This window comes from Paenibacillus sp. FSL H3-0302 (genome assembly GCF_037982245.1).
In the GTDB taxonomy this organism is placed as follows: Bacteria; Bacillota; Bacilli; order Paenibacillales; family Paenibacillaceae; genus Paenibacillus_AQ; species Paenibacillus_AQ odorifer.
Genome location: NZ_CP150284.1, coordinates 2,460,178 through 2,479,696 on the forward strand (window position 1 = coordinate 2,460,178; position 19,519 = coordinate 2,479,696).

At 45.1% G+C, this 19,519-nt stretch carries 19 protein-coding genes, 1 tRNA gene and 2 pseudogenes; 14 read left to right on the forward strand and 8 right to left on the reverse strand.

Annotated elements, in window-relative coordinates:
- The first annotated feature begins 70 nt into the window (after positions 1-70).
- The 3 genes from MHH50_RS10725 to MHH50_RS10735 are packed head-to-tail and all read left to right on the forward strand — an operon-like array spanning position 71 to position 2,614.
- On the forward strand, positions 71-802 hold the full coding sequence (locus tag MHH50_RS10725; protein ID WP_256720942.1) for an ABC-2 family transporter protein: 732 nt from the start codon (positions 71-73) through the stop codon (positions 800-802).
- A complete protein-coding gene (locus MHH50_RS10730; protein WP_036689373.1) occupies positions 799-1,581 on the forward strand; it encodes an ABC-2 family transporter protein in 783 nt (260 codons plus the stop codon). Before MHH50_RS10725 ends, MHH50_RS10730 begins: the two co-directional genes overlap by 4 nt.
- Positions 1,582-1,615: 34 nt before the next feature.
- Complete coding sequence (locus MHH50_RS10735) at positions 1,616-2,614, forward strand: ATP-binding cassette domain-containing protein (RefSeq protein ID WP_248549246.1); 999 nt, start codon at positions 1,616-1,618, stop codon at positions 2,612-2,614.
- Here the strand turns inward: MHH50_RS10735 and MHH50_RS10740 are convergent.
- Complete coding sequence (locus MHH50_RS10740) at positions 2,605-3,174, reverse strand: TetR/AcrR family transcriptional regulator (RefSeq protein WP_076309873.1); 570 nt, start codon at positions 3,172-3,174, stop codon at positions 2,605-2,607. The two genes, MHH50_RS10735 and MHH50_RS10740, sit on opposite strands and share 10 nt — an antisense overlap.
- A gap of 163 nt (positions 3,175-3,337) precedes the next feature.
- Between MHH50_RS10740 and MHH50_RS10745 the strand changes: the two genes are divergently transcribed.
- The 3 genes and pseudogenes from MHH50_RS10745 (at position 3,338) to MHH50_RS10755 (ending at position 5,327) form a co-directional block, all read left to right on the forward strand.
- Entirely contained in the window at positions 3,338-4,276 is a 939-nt protein-coding gene (locus MHH50_RS10745) for a 2-dehydropantoate 2-reductase N-terminal domain-containing protein (RefSeq protein ID WP_076130143.1), read from the forward strand.
- Between the two features lie 27 nt (positions 4,277-4,303).
- A complete protein-coding gene (locus tag MHH50_RS10750) occupies positions 4,304-4,945 on the forward strand; it encodes a histidine phosphatase family protein (RefSeq protein WP_076191382.1) in 642 nt (213 codons plus the stop codon).
- Between the two features lie 15 nt (positions 4,946-4,960).
- Positions 4,961-5,327: pseudogene (locus MHH50_RS10755) on the forward strand (methyltransferase domain-containing protein).
- A 71-nt stretch (positions 5,328-5,398) separates the two neighbouring features.
- Here the strand turns inward: MHH50_RS10755 and MHH50_RS10760 are convergent.
- The gene (locus MHH50_RS10760; RefSeq protein ID WP_081383126.1) at positions 5,399-5,494 is read right to left on the reverse strand and encodes a sporulation protein YjcZ; all 96 of its coding nucleotides are present in this window, start codon (positions 5,492-5,494) and stop codon (positions 5,399-5,401) included.
- A 112-nt stretch (positions 5,495-5,606) separates the two neighbouring features.
- Positions 5,607-7,007, reverse strand: a complete 1,401-nt coding sequence (locus tag MHH50_RS10765; protein ID WP_076305890.1) for an RsmB/NOP family class I SAM-dependent RNA methyltransferase — start codon at positions 7,005-7,007, stop codon at positions 5,607-5,609.
- 157 nt (positions 7,008-7,164) lie between these two features.
- On the opposite strand from MHH50_RS10765, the gene MHH50_RS10770 reads away from it, so the two are divergent.
- Genes MHH50_RS10770 through MHH50_RS10785 form a run of 4 tightly spaced genes read left to right on the forward strand, consistent with a single transcriptional unit; the run spans position 7,165 to position 12,887 of the window.
- Complete coding sequence (locus MHH50_RS10770; RefSeq protein WP_076191391.1) at positions 7,165-8,301, forward strand: glycosyltransferase family 4 protein; 1,137 nt, start codon at positions 7,165-7,167, stop codon at positions 8,299-8,301.
- Positions 8,302-8,307: 6 nt separating this feature from the next.
- Positions 8,308-9,660 carry a DNA repair exonuclease gene (locus tag MHH50_RS10775; protein WP_076218090.1) on the forward strand — a complete coding sequence of 451 codons (1,353 nt, stop codon included), beginning with the start codon at positions 8,308-8,310 and terminating at the stop codon, positions 9,658-9,660.
- Positions 9,650-11,527: an AAA family ATPase gene (locus MHH50_RS10780; RefSeq protein ID WP_340034290.1), complete on the forward strand. Its 1,878-nt coding sequence runs from the start codon at positions 9,650-9,652 to the stop codon at positions 11,525-11,527. Before MHH50_RS10775 ends, MHH50_RS10780 begins: the two co-directional genes overlap by 11 nt.
- Positions 11,472-12,887, forward strand: a complete 1,416-nt coding sequence (locus tag MHH50_RS10785; protein WP_340034291.1) for a hypothetical protein — start codon at positions 11,472-11,474, stop codon at positions 12,885-12,887. The genes MHH50_RS10780 and MHH50_RS10785 overlap by 56 nt, the downstream gene beginning before the upstream one ends.
- On the opposite strand, the pseudogene MHH50_RS10790 reads toward MHH50_RS10785, so the two are convergent.
- Positions 12,874-13,997 (reverse strand): annotated as a pseudogene (locus MHH50_RS10790) (hypothetical protein). The gene MHH50_RS10785 and the pseudogene MHH50_RS10790 overlap by 14 nt on opposite strands.
- Positions 13,998-14,193: 196 nt before the next feature.
- On the opposite strand from MHH50_RS10790, the gene MHH50_RS10795 reads away from it, so the two are divergent.
- The 3 genes from MHH50_RS10795 to MHH50_RS10805 all read left to right on the forward strand — a co-directional run bounded on the left by MHH50_RS10795 (position 14,194) and on the right by MHH50_RS10805 (position 15,519).
- Positions 14,194-14,766 carry a xanthine phosphoribosyltransferase gene (locus tag MHH50_RS10795; RefSeq protein ID WP_340034292.1) on the forward strand — a complete coding sequence of 191 codons (573 nt, stop codon included), beginning with the start codon at positions 14,194-14,196 and terminating at the stop codon, positions 14,764-14,766.
- Between the two features lie 101 nt (positions 14,767-14,867).
- Positions 14,868-15,185, forward strand: a complete 318-nt coding sequence (locus tag MHH50_RS10800; RefSeq protein ID WP_340034293.1) for a hypothetical protein — start codon at positions 14,868-14,870, stop codon at positions 15,183-15,185.
- Between the two features lie 115 nt (positions 15,186-15,300).
- Complete coding sequence (locus tag MHH50_RS10805) at positions 15,301-15,519, forward strand: hypothetical protein (RefSeq protein WP_036689413.1); 219 nt, start codon at positions 15,301-15,303, stop codon at positions 15,517-15,519.
- Positions 15,520-15,615: 96 nt separating this feature from the next.
- Here the strand turns inward: MHH50_RS10805 and MHH50_RS10810 are convergent, their stop codons facing one another.
- Positions 15,616-16,062: a hypothetical protein gene (locus tag MHH50_RS10810; RefSeq protein ID WP_051491615.1), complete on the reverse strand. Its 447-nt coding sequence runs from the start codon at positions 16,060-16,062 to the stop codon at positions 15,616-15,618.
- A gap of 182 nt (positions 16,063-16,244) precedes the next feature.
- Here MHH50_RS10810 and MHH50_RS10815 point away from each other — a divergent pair.
- Positions 16,245-16,328, forward strand: a tRNA-Leu gene (locus MHH50_RS10815).
- A gap of 1,156 nt (positions 16,329-17,484) precedes the next feature.
- On the opposite strand, the gene MHH50_RS10820 is transcribed toward MHH50_RS10815, so the two are convergent.
- Genes MHH50_RS10820 through MHH50_RS10830 form a run of 3 tightly spaced genes read right to left on the reverse strand, consistent with a single transcriptional unit; the run spans position 17,485 to position 19,426 of the window.
- Entirely contained in the window at positions 17,485-18,168 is a 684-nt protein-coding gene (locus tag MHH50_RS10820) for a hypothetical protein (protein WP_076129967.1), read from the reverse strand.
- On the reverse strand, positions 18,168-19,058 hold the full coding sequence (locus MHH50_RS10825; protein ID WP_076186440.1) for an ABC transporter ATP-binding protein: 891 nt from the start codon (positions 19,056-19,058) through the stop codon (positions 18,168-18,170). Before MHH50_RS10825 ends, MHH50_RS10820 begins: the two co-directional genes overlap by 1 nt.
- Positions 19,055-19,426, reverse strand: a complete 372-nt coding sequence (locus MHH50_RS10830; protein WP_076195038.1) for a GntR family transcriptional regulator — start codon at positions 19,424-19,426, stop codon at positions 19,055-19,057. The genes MHH50_RS10825 and MHH50_RS10830 overlap by 4 nt, the downstream gene beginning before the upstream one ends.
- Positions 19,427-19,519: the final 93 nt, after the last annotated feature.

Sequence of the window (19,519 nt, forward strand, 5' to 3'; positions counted from 1 at the left end):
CCGCTTTCGCATTATGAGGGCGGTTGCTTTTGTTACTTATAAGGAATGGAGTGCGTACAGGACGCATTCGATGGTTTCTATTTTTGTAGGCCCAGTGTACTTTTTAGTGCAGTATTATATATGGAGCGCTGTTTATAGCGGGGAATCTTATATCAACGGGATGTCACTCTCCCAAATGCTTTCCTATTTTTGTGCTACGATGTTGATCAACTATTTGACGATGGATTTTGCCGATTGGAATTTACAAATGCTTATTCGCACCGGGAAATTCATTACGTTTTCGTTAAGACCGCTAAATCATATGTTCTTTGCTTTGTCTCAGAAGGCAGGGCATAGGGTACTTGGGCTTTTATTTGAATTTTTACCCTGCTTTATGATCTTTTTCTTTATTTTTCATATTGATGTCTTACCCGCAAATTTACTATACGCGATTCTTTCGATAGCTATGGCGTTTATGATGAATTTTTTCATTCATTATAGTATTGGAATGGTCGCCTTTTGGATGGTGCAATCCTCTAGTATTCGTAATTTTTTTAATCTTTGCGAAGGGATATTTTCAGGATCGCTGATTCCATTAGTATTTTTCCCAAAATCCTTACAAATGGCGTCCTTTTTTTTACCCTTTCAATACACGGCCTTTCTTCCTGCAATGGTCTATACAGGTAGCTATACTTTAGCGGATATAACCTTACCTATTCCTCAAGTGTTATTGCTGCAGCTCATAGCGGTAATTATTGCCGGAGTTGTCTGCCGGGTGCTGTATGCGGTGTCGCTTAAGCATTTTACGGGGGTGGGCGCATGAAACGTATGTATCAAATATATAAAACCTGCATGAAGGCGAATATTGCTTCTGCTATCACTTATCGTGTTAATTTTATTCTTAATAGTCTTATCATGCTCATAGGGAATGTGCTGTTTCCTCTAGTAACGGTATTCATTTATAATTCGAATGCTTCATTTGCAGGTTGGACCTTTAAAGAGGCGCTGTTGATTCAATCCGTTTTTATTCTGTCTACGGCTTGTGCCGGGATTTTTTTTAACGGAATTATGTGGAATACGATGTCTCATGTTGTAGAAGGGACTTTGGAAGTGGTATTAATTAAACCGACCTCGAGCCTTTTTCTGCTGTTGGCCAGATCTTTTGAGTTCGAAAGTATCGGGCTTTTAGGCGGAGGAGTAATCATGTTCGTATACGCACTTAGCGGAATCGATGGGATGACCATCGGCTCTTGGTTATTGTTCCTGTTGTTGTTTGGCGCAGGGCTGCTTGTTATGTTCGGCGTGGCGCTTATTGTGGCAGCGATTTCCTTCAAATGGGTAGCGAATTCCCGCTTGCCGGAGATGTTTGAGAGCATTAAGTCTTTTGGACGTTATCCAGGGACGATTTTTCCTAAAGCAGTCGTAGCCGTGAGTTCTTTTCTGTTTCCGGTTTCCATGATTGCTTACTTTCCAGCATCTACACTGATTGGCCGATGGGAACCCTATTTTTTTATAGCGATTATCCCTTGTGTGTTATTTGCTGCCTTCGGAATTTGGCTCTATACATACATGCTTCGCAGTTACAAAAGCGCTGGAGGATAAAAGATTAGTTTAGCTCTAAGAAGGAGAATTTCACTTGGACATTATTACCGTCAAGAACTTAACCAAGCAATATGAAACCTATCACCGTGGACAAGATGCAAAAAGCGTATTTAAAAGTCTGTTTCACCGTGAAAAATCGATCATTACCTCTGTAGAAGATCTTTCGTTCAGTGTTGGAAAAGGAGAAATCATTGGCATTCTGGGTCCAAACGGTGCGGGGAAATCTACGACTATTAAAATGCTGACAGGCGTTCTCTATCCTACCTCGGGCGAAATAAATGTTCTAGGGTACAACCCTCATAAGCAGAAAAATCAATATGTAAAACAAATCGGGGTATTGTTCGGACAGAAATCGCAGTTAATATGGGACATACCCCCTTTGGATAGCTTTTATATGAACAAGGAAATCTATGATATTCCTACGAACGACTTTCGTACAAGACTGGACCGATTTGTAAACATGTTTGAGATTGGCGATATTATCACTAAACCCACACGAACCCTTTCCCTGGGAGAACGAATGAAATGCGAGTTTATTATGGCGATGCTTCATTCACCACCTGTGGTTTTTTTGGATGAGCCGACGATCGGGCTGGATGTGATAGCTAAACAAAGAATCAGAGAATTCATTAAGCAAATGAATCAGGAAGGCACCACATTTATTCTGACAACACATGACTTGGAAGATGTAGAGCGTTTGGTTCAAAGAGTACTTATAATTCATCAAGGGAAAAAAGTATATGACGACAAGTTTTCTGAACTTCGACTGCATCTGGGCGCCAAAAAAGTAGTCAGGCTTTCAGCCGCCACAACTATTGGAGATATTGATCTGCCTGGGACTCTGATATCGGAAAGAATATCGGATTACGAAGTGGAGCTGCTGATCGATACCGAGCAATGTAAAATGGGCGAGTTTCTGCATATTCTTAGCGAAAAGGTAGAGATCCTTGATATATCTATTAAGGAGATTCCCATTGAAAAAATCATCAGCTCCATTTATGAGATGGATACGGGAGAGCATATTCAAGCTTGAGAACGGATCATCTGCAGATTTAGATCGACCATGGACCATAACTTTTCAGTGATCTCTTTTGCAGAGCAAGGATTACTATGAGTAAACCACCATTCAATCACTCCGACAGTCGCCGAACTCAAAAATTGCACAGATATATCTTTACTCAGCTCATCCAGGTTAAAATTGTTTTCTAAAAATTGTACCTTAATCTGCTCATTTATCATTTCTTGTAATTGGTTTCTAAAGGAGAGTAAAGCTTTGTTTCTTAATAAAGTCTTATAAAAGAGAGCATTCTCCTCCAATTGTTCCAGCGTGCGGAGCAATGACGCCTTCGAGGGATTAGGTTCGGTTTCATCCTCCACTGCGGAGCAGCTTTCGATTAGTTGCCGGAGCTGAGCCTCCAGACATTTATCCATCAGATCGTATTTATCCGCATAATGGGAATAAATCGTTCCGCGGTTTACATCAGCGCGCTCTGCGATTTCGTTGATCGTTATTTTTTCAAAATCTTTTTCAGCCATCAGTTGAATTAATGCATTCATGATGGCTGTTTGGTTTTTTTTAATTCTTCTGTCCATGGTAAGACTCCCTTTTTATTAAACAATGTATCGTATTCTGTTGAAAAATCAACAAACCCGATCAAACTAACGATTGAACCCTACCGGAGATGTGATAATCTGATTTTATCGAACAGTTGATCAAAATTCAACAAATGTCTAAAAAGGGATAGAGGAGTTAAATATGAGAGTTTTAGTTTTTGGAGCGGGAGTATTAGGCAGCTATCTTGCACATGTTCTAGTGCGTGGGGGAAATGATGTCACCATGCTTGCCAGAGGAAAGCGAGCAGAGCAATTGACGAAAGACGGACTTGTGCTTCGCCATTATTTTCAAATTAAAAACACTGTGGATACAGTAAAGGTCATCTCTACGCTTCGATCCGATGATCTCTATGATCTTATTTTTGTTGTTATGAAATATAATGATTTTCCATCTGTGCTACCTATTCTAGCTGAGAATCAGAGTCAGAATATAATTCTTGTGGGGAACAATGGCGATGCTCCTGGCATGCAAAAGGATCTACAGGAAATGAGCAATGTGAGGAAAAATATACTCTTCGGATTTCAGCTTAGTGCAGGAATTCGGGAAACGAGCGGTCGCGTTATCAAAATACACGCAGGAGGGCAAATGGTACTTGGCAGTTTAGACGGTGAGATTCCAATAAAGCCTGTACTGGATGATGCGTTTAAAAATGTTAAGTATAAGCTAACTTATCATGAGGATATGGATGCTTGGCTCAAAAGTCATATCGTGCCTATAGTGGCTTTGAACTCCCTTAGTTATCTGCATGACGGGGATTTGAAAAAGGTATCCAAAGATAAGAAGCTATTAAAACAAGCCATTTCAGTAATGGACGAGGGGTTTCAAATCATGGAGCAATTAGGTTATACTGTCACTCCAGCAGGGCAAGTTAACTTTGTTCGAAAGCACAAGCAGGCTGTATATTATGGTCTGACAATAATTCATAAATTACCGTTTATGAAATTAGTGGACGGTTCTTTCAGCGAAATAGCAGCTTTGTTTGATTCATTTGATATTTTGAAGCAACAAGCAAACATCGCAACGCCCAATTGGGATCAACTTAAAAAACAAGCGTTTTCGAAGTTTAATGCAAATGTATAACAATCTTGTTCAGGAGGTATACAATCGATGGCTATATATTTTATAAGGCATGGAATAGATGAAGAAGGCTTTCGTGGGGGTTGGAGTCAACGTGGACTTGTAGTAGAGGGATATAGACAAGCCGAACGTCTTGGATATTATCTTAAGGAAAATCAATCTAGCTTTAACATAACCCGTATTCTTTGTAGTGATTTGCAACGTGCGTTAGATACAGCAAATGAGATCGCCAGAGAGCTTAATTTGCCTGTTGAAAGCAGCCAGTATTGGAGAGAAACGAACAATGGTGTAATCGCTGGAATGCCCCATGAAATCGCAAATGAACGATACCCGGGTCTTTATTTCTCGGCTTTAAGAATGGATGAGAGATTTCCAGGAGGAGAAAGTCCCCAGGAATTTTTTACGCGAATAAGTTCAAGTTTCTCAAAACTATGTAATGAACTGGAGAGTACTGATCCAAATGAAAATGTAATTATGGTCACTCATGGTGGCGTAATTAATGTTATATACCATATTTTAAAAGGGCTAACGTGGACGAATAAGAATGCTCATTTCCCGACTTCATATACTAGTATTCATAAAATAGAGTATCAAGCAGATAAGTGGGCAGTTACAGCAGAAAATCTTACGGAACATATATCAAGGGATCAGGCTGCTGGTATGGCCAATTGATTGGGAGGTACAAATATGGGTTTATTGAATGCGCTGATTGAGCAAGCCAAGAATCCTAGAGGGTTCGTAGGAAATATCATGATCAAAATCATGAATCAGGCACATACCAGCATCACCGTTCAACGATGGATTTTTTGGGACGATCACAGCGATTCAGACGCATTATTTCTGGCCGGACCTCGAACAAGATATAAGTGAAGCATTTAGGGTGCTGATAGCAGGCGGTACATTTGTTATTATTTCTGAGATCTATAAAATCAATTATCATATGAAGCAATTCACTAAGAACGAAGAGATGGAGCAGTTATTACGGAAATCGGGCTTTCAGACGGTAAATATTCACGAGAATAACAAATGGAGATGTTATGTCGGAAAGAAATAAAGCGGCCGCACCGCCCCAAAAAAGGACGACACAGCCGCTTCGTTTCACCAGCTAATTAAGCCGGGAAGGTTTTAAACAAACAACGAACGGGAAATGATGACCAGCAAGATGAAAAGTACCAAAATCGCTCCGGTCGAAGTGAAAGCTCCTCCTTGAAATTCACCCATGATTTATTCCTCCTCAACTTATGTCTTCTTCTCAATTGCTGTGACTGGTGTCGCAGCTTTCTGAGATAATGACATCATATGCCGAAGAGGGCCTGTTGCACTGGTCTATGGCCTATTGCTCGTCAATATGGGCTTTTAGGATACGTAATCCTTTAGGGAGATGATTTTTAAGCTGGCCTAAACTCGCCTTGCCCCAACTAATTGGCAAACCATCTAAAGTTACAAGCGTCCATCCATGTAATTCGCTGGGGACAGGCAGGCTTTCACCGCGGAGCCAAGCATGTATTTCCGGGCCCTCACTGCTGAGATCAAAGCTTCGTGATGCTTGTAGGGGCTGAAGTGCCATAGCTAATGCATGAGCAGGTTCAATCCGATTTTTCTTCAAATGGGCAATATGTAGTCCAGCTCGTGGAATACGCAGTCCGTCCAGCAGCCCGGTATGGAGGTTGCCATTAAAGGATTCTGGCAGCAAATAAAGAGATTCGCCGAAGAGCAGGGGTACACCTTGGCATGAAAGACCAGGCAGTTCTACCGCAGCCCAGTCTTGAAAAAGCTGGTAGGCATCACGTACAGAAGAATTAGTTTTTGGGTTGTTTTTGCTTCGGCGTTTTTTGGCGTTGCGGTTGGCATCGTCATTTACGGATACAGTGTCAATTTGCTTACGCAGGAGTGCAACAAAGTGACCTTCGCCCTTTTCTAAATGCGGCCAAAGGCGTTTGCAGGTGAGTAGTTCCATATCGGGGTAACTAGCCGTCAATCGAGCAATGGTTTCTTCATTCTCTTGACGGTTAAAGGTGCAGGTAGAGTAAGCTAAAGTACCCCCTGGTTTAAGCATAATGTAGGCGTCTTGCAGGATATCCCATTGTCTCGCTGCGCACATAACTACATGAGCAGGAGACCATTCTTGAATGGCTTTTGGATCTTTTCGGAACATGCCTTCTCCAGAACAAGGAGCATCCAGCATAATTCGGTCAAAAGCTTGCGGGAAACGCGCAGATAGCTGTTCTGGTGTTGCACAGGTTACGAGGGTATTCTTAATGCCCAGACGTTCAACGTTCTCTGCTAGAATTTTTGCGCGTTCCGGATGGATTTCATTAGAGATTAAGAGGCCTTGTCCCTGCATTAAACCAGCGATATGCGTAGTTTTACCTCCAGGGGCTGCTGCAAGATCGAGGACGGTTTCACCGGGTTCAGGTGCCAGCAGTTCAGCTGCGGACATTGCGGAAGGCTCCTGAATATAATATAGTCCAGCTGCATGGTAAGGATGTCTGCCTGGTCGAGCGGGCTCATCATAATAAAACCCGCCCTGGCACCATGGGATAGGCTTCAAAATAAATTGTGAGACTGTACGGTCCACCGCAACTTGGCCTATGGCTGAGGTGCTTTTTAGCGGATTAAAGCGCAGTCCTTGAGTTCGTGGCGCTGAATAACTTTCTAGAAAAGCATCTGCCTCTTGCCCCAGCATTTCTTTAATAGATGCGGTGTAAGAGGCAGGCAGCTGTTCTTCCTTCATAGATCATTCTCCTTTTTCTTAGTTGCTGTTTCATGTTTATACCGATAAAATCAAGGTATGGGGAACGTAATCGTACCTGAAATTCTACATATATTCAACTATATCATAATTGCCAAGTCTTACAGTACACAGGGCAATTGTAAAGGGGATGTACCATATGAATTTGCTGCAAGCGCTCTTCTTCCCGCCGGAGCAACCCGGTGGTGTATCATCTATGATCCCTTATCTTCAGGAAAGATTCCGTTCAAGCCGTTGGGAGATGGATTTGTTTTGGCTGCCTAAGCGGATTCGCAATAAGGGGCATGAGGAAGTAATATTCGAGACGTTTGATTGGACGCAGTATGGAGAAAGTCCGATCGTTCAAAAATATATTCAGACCTATCGTGATTATTTATGGTGGACAAAACTGCGGATGAGTAAGCCTTATGATCTTATTCATTCTCATCATCCGATTGCTGGCTTAGCGATGAAAAAAGTGTTCCCTGATACTCCGTTAATTCATACCCTGCATTCCAGTTACGAGCGGGAATTGATTCTAAATGGAGCGATTTCCGAGGATGGCTTGGAGCATCGTTTTCTAGTCTCACTTTATCGTGAACTTGAGCATGTTAGTGATCGATTAATGACGGTGTCGCGATCTTTTGCAGAGTATGTGGCCCCTTATATTATTGATCCTTCTAATATAGGTGTTATACCGAATGGTTTTGATGAAAAAAGATTTAAGCCTGTTCCGCATGATAACGCTATTCCGCAGCTAGTGACCGTGACACGTCTGGTTCCGGCTAAAGGAATAGATATATTACTCAACGCTTGCGCGGAGCTTAAAAATCGCGGCCATGAGTATGTACTGCATATTATTGGCGACGGTCCTTCACGTGCGGATCTGGAAAAGATGGCCCAGCATTTAGGGATCTATAATGAAACGATCTTTTACGGATATACGCTGCACCCTGAAGAATTCATGCCATTCTTTGATATTTTCGTATTGCCCTCTCGGGCGGAGGCGTTCGGTTCAGTGTTTGCGGAAGCGGCACTTAGCTGCCTGGCTTTAGTGGGGACAAATGTGGGCGGAATACCGGAGCAGATTGAAGATGGTGTGAATGGTTTATTGGTCAGTCCTGACGATGAGATTGCTCTTGCTGATGCATTAGAGAAGGTGATATCTGATCCGGCTTATCGTTATGAGCTTTCGCGCTCCGCATGGGATAAAGCCAAAAGCCTATATTCGTTGACACGAGTTGCTAATGAACTTAAAAAAACCTATTTACAGTATCCTTCAGGAACGAAAGGGTGAGCACCTATGATTCCATTTCGCTTTCTGCATACTGCTGATTTACATCTGGATAGCCGTTTTGCCGGGCTGGCGCATATTTCGCCAGCCATTCGTGCTTATTTACGTGAGTCTACCTTTGCCGCCCTCGGGCGGCTTGTCCGCGTTGCGATCCAAGAGAATGTTGATTTTATTGTCATTAGTGGAGATGTGTATGATGTTTCAGATGCATCATTACAGGGACAGCTGCGATTTCAGGAAGCGCTCAAAGAACTCGGTGAGCACGGGATTCACGTGTTCCTGATTCATGGCAACCACGATCCGCTTGACGGACTGCGTCTGACAACGGAAATGCCAAAGCATGTTACCGTATTTGGCGGAGAGAAGCCAGATCACGCTACAGCTTGCCGCCGTATAGATGGCCAAGAAGTTGCCATCGTTAGTGGAATCTCTTACCCAACGGCGAAAGTGACGAACAACACAGCTGTAACCTTTTCTCGTAAACCTGGCAGCCGCCTGTTTCATATTGCGATGCTGCATGGCAATGTAGACGGTGATTTGCTGCATGAGACCTATTCTCCTTGCAGTCGCAGGGACCTTATCGAACGGGGGTTTGATTATTGGGCGCTTGGACATATTCATAAACGTAGTGTACTGCATGAGAAGCCTGTGATTGTATATCCAGGCAATATACAAGGGCGCAGCATTAAGGAAACCGGAGCTAAAGGTTGTTATATTGTGGATGTAGATGAGGCTGGAAGATCCACTCTGCAATTTCATGAACTGGATTTCGTCCGCTGGCAGGTTAGAGACTTATCTATAGAAGGATTAAGCAATGAAGCAGAATGGATACAGAAAGTGGAGCAGGTTATTGAAGACATCCGCGCGGAGCTCCCGGAGCTCATGTCGGTGGTCAGATTTCGTCTGATTGGGCGAGGGGACGTACATAAAGTATTGGCTGAAAAAGGGGCAGCAGAGGATTTGCTGTCTGAACTCCAGCGCCGTGAGGCGATTAGGGCTGAGCGTAAAGATTACAAAGGGCTTGTCTGGACGGAAGGGTTCGCTATAGAGTCCGGTTTAGCTATTGATCGCCAACGCTTATTGGAAGAGGATAGTTTTCTTGGAGAAATGCTGCGCATTGCAGAGCATACGGAACATTCCCCGGAAGCGCTCGAAGAATTATTAAATAGTGCGCTTAAACCGCTATTGGAGAATCAGGAGCTGCGAAAGCTGTTGTCTATGACTAGTCAAGAAGAGAAGTTGAGCTGGCTACGTGGTTCAGCAGAGCAGGGAATCACGATGCTTGGCGGGATGGATGATACTGTTGAAGCGGCGGAAAGTCTTTCGTATCAACAAGCCGGAGGGCAAAACGATGAGAATTGAACATTTGCATATCAATGGCTTCGGGCGTCTTCACAATCGAGAGATTCATTTAACGCAGGGAGTGACCGTACTTTATGGGCGTAATGAAGCAGGAAAAAGTACGACACTGCAATTCATACGCTCTATGCTGTTTGGAATTCCAAGCCGTGGAAATCCCTTGGAAAGGTATGAACCTATGCAAGGCGGATTGCATGGGGGAACTTTGAAGATACGTGATAGTAATGAAGGTTTGTGGACCATTCGCCGTTTTGCTTCAGGTGCTGAGGGATCAGGAAGAAATGAAAAGCTGAACATTACAGTAAATCATCCAAATGAAACGACTCAAGAGCTGGGACAAGCTGAAATGGAACGATATTTACTTGGGGGGATCTCTAGGAGTATGTTCCAGCAATTGTTCGCAGTTTCACTGGACGAGCTGCAGGAGCTTGCTGCCCTTCAATCTGAGGAGATGAGCAGCTTTCTTTTTCATGCAGGTATGGGCGGTGGCGGTACAATCATGCGTGCGGAACGCCGTTTGGTGCAGGAAGCTGAGAAGCTGTACAAACCTCGTGGCAAGCTGCAAGAAGCAGCAAAAGTTGTGCAAGCCATTGAAAAGCTTGAGCGACAAATGGTTGAGAGCCGTTCTTATCTTCCGCGATATAACGATAATATAGTTGCATTGAGGGTAACGGAGTCGGAGCTAGGTGAATTGGAGCAACAGCGCAAGCTCACTGGAGAGCAGCTAGTGATGTTTCGAAAAGCACAGGAAGTCCGTGAGCTGTGGTTAAAGTGGAGCGAGGCTCAGCTAGAGCTGCAAGGATTGCCATTGATTTCAGCCTTTCCTGAAGAAGGAGCAACTCGCTTTCAGGCGTTTGAAGGAGAAATTCGTAATGCACAGGGATCAGTAGTACGTTATGAACGTCTTCTAAGCGAGCTTACTATTGAACTGGCAAAGAACCCTCCAGATGAAGTATTAGCAGCGCAGGGGCCTGTTTTAGAGCGGCTGGACCGGCATCGGAGCAGTTACGAGAACCGTAGAACGGAAAGACAGCGGCTTGAGGGAGAATTAACGGCGCTGAATGAGCATTTGCGGCGAATTCTGCGCGGCATTGATGTGAGCTGGGGCCCTGCAGAGCTGACTTCATTCTCTGGGACAGCGGCGGATCGTGAAGCTGCACGGAAGTTTGCGGCGGCGTTCGCTAGTTATGACCGCCGCATGGAGGCGGAGGGTGCAACGCGGCAGTCGTTGCGATCCCGTTTGGCCGCTGCCTCAGCGTCGCTCCAAGCAGCAGAACGGGCGCTGGCGCGTGAGCACGCTACCGGCGCGGAAGCTTTTGCGCAGCTGGCTCCGCGCAGCGCCCGTGAAGTGCTGCAGCTGTGGGACGAGCTGCAGCAGGCGGCCGAACGCTGGCGCGAAGCGCAGCTCAGCGAAGGGCCAGCGCGCGGCGCCGGAAGTGACGGCCTTGGCGCGAAGCGCATGGCCGCGCTCTACCGGCGCCTGCTGTGGGCCGGGGCAGCACTAACCGTGCTGCTGCCCACAGTGTTGTGGCTGACCGGTGCTCCGCCGGCCAGCGCCGTGCTTGCGATCGGCCTGCTGGGCGCGGCCGATCTGGCCCTTTGGGCCGGCTTGCGCGGAGCGCGCCGGCTGGAAGCGTCCCCGCCAGAGCATGGCGGGGACGTCAGCGCAGCCGCAGCCGAGATGCTGCGGCTGCGGGGCAGCTGCTCTCCGGGGCGGAGCCGGAGAGCGTTGTGCCGGGGCGGCGGACGGCCGCCCCGGGGTCCAGCCCTGACGCAGGCGGCTGGAGGCCTCCATGAGGGAGCTTCGCAGGCTCATGGAGGCTTGGTCAGCTTGGCGGCAGCGCATCGAACGCTATGCCGCCGAGCGTGATGCCTGCCGCACGGAGCTGGAGACGCTGGCAGGCCAAGAGAAGCTGCTCGCTGAAGAAATGCACCGGGCGGAGGCGGCATTCACGGAAACGGCTGAGCAATATGAAGAATGGCTTTGCCAACGCAGGTTGCCTGAAGGATTATCTCCTGAAGGGCTGCCGGATATTTTTGCTATGGTTGAACAAGGGAATGAGCTGCTGCGCCAAGAGAATAAACTCTCCTTACGATTGAAGGAGCTGGAAGCAGAATGTAACGTGTTTGAGGAGGAGCTGCTCGCTCTTATTTATGAGTCGGGTGCTGATCTTGGCGACGAGTCTGGTGTAGCGGCAGCTGGTTTTGAAATAGATCCGCAAGAGGGGAAACGAGTATCTGCATTAACCTTACTAAGCTGGCTGGAACTGCGAAAAAGAGCATGGGATGATCTGAAAAAGGACTTGATTCGCCGGGAAACTATGCAGTCAAGATTGCAGGATGTGGATGAAGAACTCAAGGAGAGCCACAGGATATTAGGTGAGCTGAGAGAACATCGTGAGCTTCTGATACAGGAAGGCGGGGCGACTGGTGGAGAGGATTTCTTACGCAGGTCAGCAGCTGTGCAGCGGCGCAGTGATCTGAATAAATCGATTCGCCAGTGGGAGCTTGCTATGTTCGGTGGTTGGGAGGAGGAGCGGGTTGCTGCTCTGCTGGAATTATTAAATCATCATGATGCGGAAGCATTGCAGCTGGAGCGGTCATCGGCTGAAGAATTGATGGAACGGCAGGAAGAGGGTTGGAACACCCTGCTGGAGCAACGAGGCAAGCTGCTTCAGGAAAGGGAGTATTTGAAGGAGCGCTGCGTGGAGGATTCCGTTATTCAGCAACTGGAAGAGCAGAGAGCAGCCTTGCGGATCGTGGCTGATAAATATGCAGTGGCAGCGATAACTGCCGAACTAATCGGGCGAACTCGCCGTGTGTATGAGCAGGAGAAGCAGCCACAGGTATTACTGCTTGCCTCAGATTATTTCTCCAAGCTGACGGAAGGGGAATACAAAAGGGTTGTTATGACACTAGGGCATAAAGAGCTGAAAGCTGAACACAAGGACGGGGGACTGCTGGACAGTGGACTGCTCAGCCGAGGGACGGCAGAACAGCTGTATCTTGCCATCCGGCTGGCATTGGCAGAGACCATGTCACGGCAAGTATCGCTGCCGCTGTTATTCGATGATCTCTTCGTTAACTTTGATGAGTCTCGTCTTCATGCTGCACTTGGACTTCTTGGAGAACTGTCGATCTCCCGCCAGATTGTGATGATGACCTGTCACAAGCATGTGGCGGAAGCGGCAGCACGTATGATTCCTACAGCAGCGGTTATTTCCGTGTAGTTCGGGTGATTGGTTTTACGGATACGATACTGTTCCCCTTCTCCTTTGAGTTCGATGAAGTATTACTACCTGGTGGAGAGGACCATGGTGTTCGTAGCAGTTTGACAGCCCAGACCAGTGATAAACCTCCGAAGATTGGGTAGAACACGGAGAGCAGTGAACTAAAGCCGAACTGGCTCAGTAAATAGCAGACCAACATCAGAAGTGGTGTAATCAATGCGGTTGATAGGGGAAGCCGTTGCTTAAGCTGTACAGCTACTCCATAAATATCGGCGACAAAAGTGCTGAAGATCTCCAAAAAGATCAGCAGCAGATATATAGTTTGCACTACAGTACCCAACCGGACGGCGATGCTGCCCATCGGAATTTCAAACTTGAGAATCCCTGGCATCTGTGAGCTCATTGCGAAATGTGCGGCAATCAACATAAAACCAATCCCGGTACCCCCAATAATACCGCCCCATACAAGGGATTTTTCTTCCTCTGTGTGACGAGCCATAGGGACTAAAACAGCTTGTGCCATCCCTAAATTAAAGGCGGTGTAGAGCAGCGGTGACATCCATGCCCCAAAGAGAGAGCGATCGTTATCAAGGAACAGGAATCGTCCAGCTCCCGGAATTTGAAAAGTATTAAAAATAATGATAAGTGACAGAGTAAGCATTAAAGGAACTACAATACTGTTCATTTGCAGAATACCGGAAATTCCTCGTTTTAGCAGAAAGTATGAACCAAGCAATGTGATAAGTAGTCCAGTCTGATAATGAAGTCCGAGATGCTCCTGAAAAATAGCGCTTAAGCCCCTGCAAGCATAATACTGTTTACTCCGATCAGGACGACCATCGTGAACAAACTGATGGTGCTTCCGACCTGTTCCCCGAAGAGGTGACGGTTAAAGTCCTCATAGGATTCCGCTTCTATTCGCCGAGCAATGACCATCATTTTTGTACCCAGCCATATGAACAATATAGTTGAGAGCAGGATGGTCAGGACTGCCCAGTGCCCGTAACGTGTGAAGAATTTTAATATTTCCTGCCCGGTGGCGAATCCGGCTCCTACAATGGTGCCAATATAAGTGAAAGCGATCTGTAATGTTCGGACATGTGATTTCATGGCTCCCCTCCTAATAGTTTTACGAAGCTAAAGAAAAATCATAATGAGTGCTATGCAGGATAACCTTGTGTACTCTGTATAGTACAGGTTATGATGAGGATCAGTAGGACATGACTTCCGTCGTAATTGCTTTATGATCAGTGATTAATTTGTACGGAATGTCTGCGATTATAAAGGGTATTGGAGGTTCAAAGTCATGGAAGTGTTGAAACAGCGGATTTTGGAAGAAGGTGTCGTCGTTTCGGATGAGGTGCTGAAGCTGGATGCACTGCTAAATCATCAGGTTGATCCACGGCTTACGATGGAAATGGGACGGGAGTTTGCCGGGAGGTTTGCGGACTCAGGAATTACACGTATTGTGACCGTAGAATCCTCGGGCATTGCCGTGGCATTTGCCACCGCGTATGAATTAAAGGTGCCGCTAGTTTTTGCACGCCGCAAAAAAACACTGTTAGCTGATCCGGATGCGCTTTGCGAAAGAGTTCCGTCTTTTACAAAAGGTATTGTTACAGATATTATGCTGTCTCGCCAGTTCATCTCTCCAGAGGATAAAATCCTCTTTATTGATGATATTATTGCCAATGGTGATGCAGCGCGTGGATTGATTAAGATCATTCAACGTTCTGGCGCTGAGCTAGTTGGTCTTGGTGTTGTAGTAGAAAAAAGCTTTCAGGCAGGGGCTCGGACGATCAGAGAGCAAGGCATTCGTCTGGAGTCACTCGTAAGAATTACCTCTCTAAATGGAGGCACCATCGAATTTGGGGAATAACCTAATTGGCAATAAGAACAGGCCTATTTTTTAAACAACTGCTTTTCACCCTATGGATTTTCCTTTATAATAAAAATTAGACATAGGGAGGAGGCGTCACAATGGGGAAAGAACTTATGACTGAACAATTTTTTATTGATAAATTAACCGAGGCCAAGGATCATTTCGAGCGTGCGCTGGATTGCAAACACACGGAATTCGACGATCTGTATCCCTATATGATTGAACATCCTCAGTTTTTTTGGTACAAACGCTATGTAGCCTGGTCAGAGCTTCTGACAATCAAAGGTTTGTGCGAAGAGTTATCCTTCCCGTGGAGAGAGAAATTCACAACTAACCAAGTGGAGTATCTGGAGCAACGTGTGATGTCCGCTAAAGTTCTTGACTTCTGGTTTGAGAAGAATGAAGCGCTGATATAAGAATGCTTTAGTAGACATGCAAGTCGTTAATTGCCTACATGAGACCCAGATGATTTATCATTTGGGTCTTTTTTCTGAGACTAAATAGGACAAGCTATGACAGGAGGGATTAATGATGATTAGCGATGAGCAATTGGATGCCTATCGGATTTCCGGTGAGAAAATTCGTGTAGTGCGTGATGGCTTGGAAAGTAACGATGTAAAAGGGATAGTTCTTGCTTGGGATGATTCTCAGGTGATGATACGTCGTCAGAATAGACGAGTAGTGAAGCTGGATCGCAATTATTTATTCCAGCCATTTAGTGAACCAAGACAAGATCCGGATAATATATAATCTTCACAGTAATAATTTTCGCAGTAATCATCTTCATAATACAAAACAGCTCCTCGCCCTACTGGGCGGGAGCTGTTTCTGTAATATCATTTGGGATTATATAGTTAGAGCTAGTTCAGACGCATTCTCTTCTCTGGAGAGTATGGAGAGTTCTGTGGACAGTCCAAGATACGCGCGCATGCGCAGCATCATTTCTCTACGGAAGCCTGGCCATAATATATTCATCTCTCCTTGAAATCCTCTGCAGGAATATAAGGCTTCGACTCCTCGCTGATCTTGGCGAACGGTAGTAATCTTCAAATCATGGGAGCTCAGCTCGCGCGTAACCTCTTGAAGCATTAGTGACGTCTTCTTTGTGGCACCAGATACGAGCTCCATATATAGCTGAGGGGTCTTAAACAGGCCGCTTCTACTGATTACACGGCAGTCACGTTCGAACACTTTATGAATAAACGTTAGCAGCAAATAGCTTCTGACCAGGGACAGTTCTTCTTTAGTTACTTCTTCATCAATAATGGATGTGTTTAGCTTTGTAGTCGCCATTATAAATCACCTCATTTATATTATGCGAACTTTTGTTCTCATTATACCTTATATTCGGCAACAAAAGCAATAATTATCCATAAATTAATGAATGATAAGAAAACGGCGAAAATATATTGACGTTGGATTCTCAGCGTGGTATGATCTATCTTGTGACCGCAATAAGCGAGTCATTATAATACGCGGTCATGGCGGAATTGGCAGACGCGCTGGCTTCAGGTGCCAGTGGTAGCAATATCGTGGAGGTTCGAGTCCTCTTGACCGCATAGCTAAAAGGATTATAGAACTGCTCTAGTAGCAGGTTTATAATCCTTTTTTTATGTTTTTCAGCAGACGGTAGTGCGAAAGAGGAAGGTATCCTTAAGAACCATCACCTGAGGCTAACGGACCCAGATGAAGCTATTTGCTCATTTATCGCCTTTTGAGCGTATCGGACCCCAGTGCAGCTATTGCATGGAAAAAGGATCACAATTGGCGTTTTTTATGCCAATAGCGACTGTAGGGTCCGATAGGAATCCAAATGTGCTCTAAAGCCACAAATAAGATCAGCTGGGTCCGATAGAAATCCAAGTTTGCTCTAAAGCCACGAATAAGATTAGCTGGGTCCGATAGAATCCAATATGCTCGAATGCTAGAAATAAGGTCAGCTAGCGTCTTTCCACGCGCAGATTGGGGAAAGACTAATTAGTGTTTTGCTCCTACGTTACTCGCCCCGCGGAGTCATCATCATCACCTGATGCTAAAGGACTCAGATGAAGCTATTTGCGCATTTATCACCTTTTGAGCGTAGCATCGGACCCCAGTGCAGCTATAGCATGGAAAAAGGATCACAATTGGCGTTTTTTATGCCAATAGCGACTGTGGGGTCCGAAAGGAATCTAAATGTGCTCTAAAGCTGCAAATAAGGTCAGCTGGGTCCGATTGAATCCAAATGTGTTCTAAAAACACGAATAAGATCAGCTGGGTCCGATAGAAAACCACATGTGCTCTAAGTTACGAATAAGGTCAGCGGAGTCCGATATTGTCTTTCCACGCGCAGATTGGGGAAATACTAATTAGTGTTTTACCTCTACGTTACTCGCCCTGTGTAGTCATCATCACCTGAGGCTAACGGACCCAGATGAAGCTATTTGCTCATTTATCGCCTTTTGAGCGTAGTATCGGACCCCAGTGCAGCTATTGCATGGAAAAAGGATCACAATTGGCGTTTTTTATGCCAATAGCGACTGTAGGGTCCGATAGGAATCCAAATGTGCTCTAAAGCCACAAATAAGATCAGCAGAGTCCGATAGCACCATCGCACGCGCAACTATGCTCGAATCCAATAAAGTTTGTTGTCTAGATCAAAGTCTAAGACACGAAAGAAAACAGGTGCACCCGGCATGGCTTTTGGGACACACCTGTTTTTTATAGGATAATGAATTACACTGTTGCTCTACGCAGCATCAAAAACGATAAAAGAGCGTACACAACTGTCAAAGGCATGGACCACAAAGCAAGTTCAAATGCGGTATATCCAGCAAACCAGTTGAAGAGGTCTACCCACCACTGATTATAGGTCATTAATAATACACCGAGACTGCACAGGATAAACATAGCCCCTGAGAAAATGAACAAACCGCTTCGGCCAAATCTCCGGAAGATACTGGATATCATTAGCCCCAGAAAAAACATATTAAGAAAGAGCACAAAATACATCCACAGCTGTTCTATGGCATTACCATCATTTAAAAAGGGCAAATGAAAATAATGTAGTTCCAAACCCCAGCCACCCGTGAGCCTGCTTTCAATGATTGCGAGCAGGTAGAGGAGAATTGAGTAGGTGGCGCTAGTTATAATAGCCATTAAGGAAGTGCCTATGAAATAATCCGTTCTGCGTTGACTTAAGCCCAGAGCAAAAGGGAAGGTCTGCACCAAAATGAGTATACCGGTGATTAACATATAAATGAAGATGGAGACGAGACCGCCGGTATAGATTGGTTCTTGGATGAAAGAAGCGACGATGACATTCACCAAGAAGCTGGATAACAAGATTACCCAAGGCATATACAACCATAACCACTTATCTCTGAAATGCATTTTTATCATGCCTGCCGTAGGATTCATTACACGGTCACTTCCTTTCCTAGAGATTTTTTATTTGTGAGATGAACGATTAATTGCTGTAAAGATACAGGTGAGATTTCTAAGCCTAACTTTTCAGCATGTGCGTGATCTTTCGCGTTGAAACCGATAATGGTGGCTGTAAGCAATCCGCCAAAAGACTCGCGGGAAATGACTTGTTTGCCGGCGATAAAATCTTCGATCTTCGCTGTCGCGCCGATTACCGTAACAGCTTGCCCGCGAAGGGCTTCAGCATCTTCGTTAATAATTAGCTTGCCGTTGTCGATGACGATAACATGCTCTAAAAGCTGACTTACCTCATCGATCAAATGGGTGGACAAAACAACTGTGCGTGGATTTTCAGCATAATCTTCAATTAGGCGATCGTAAAACAGGCTTCTAGCTACAGCATCAAGTCCTAAATAGGGTTCGTCAAAAATGGTAAGCGGAGCACGGCTGGCTAGACCTACTACAATTCCTACAGCCGAGAGCATACCTCGGGATAGCTTTTTTATTCTTCTTTTTAATGGCAGATTGAAATCCTTGATTAAAGAGTGGGCATATTCCCGATCAAAGTTTGGAAAAAATAATTCGGATACCTCCAGTACATCGATGATTCGGTACGTGTCCGGATACCTTTGGCTTTCCTTAATGAAGCAAATCTGCCTGAGAACCCGGTTATTCTCGTATGGATGTTCACCAAATACGTTCAGGACACCACTTGTGGGGAAAAGCTGAGCTGTGATCATATGCATTATTGTGGTTTTTCCTGCACCGTTTCTGCCGAGAAGCCCGTATATCTTGTTTTTCTCCAATGAAAAACTGAGTTCATGGATGGCAGTGACATTTCCGTATGACTTAGTCAATCCTTTGATTTCAACAACTTCATTCATGACTTGTTGTCTCCCCTCTGAATCATAATTGTTAATTGATCCAACGTAATTCCTAATTTTTCAGCTTCACTGATCATGGTTACTACATACTGTTCATAAAATTGTTCTTTTCTCTTCTCCATCAATACTGCACGCGCTCCAGAAGCTACAAACATACCGATTCCTCGTTTTTTGTACAATATCCCTTGATCCACAAGCAAATTCACACCTTTCGCAGCCGTAGCCGGATTGATCTGGTAGAAAACAGCAAACTGATTTGTCGAAGGAACTTGTGACTCCTCCAGCAGTGTTTCTTCGATGATGTCATTTTCTATTCGTTCGGCGATCTGCATAAATATCGGTCGTGTATCATCCATTAAGTTTCCCATGTATTCACCGCCAACTTCATTGGTTAGTTAGTTATGTAATTAACCATATATGCAACGAAGTTAATTGTCAATATTTTTAATTATTTTGGGCTG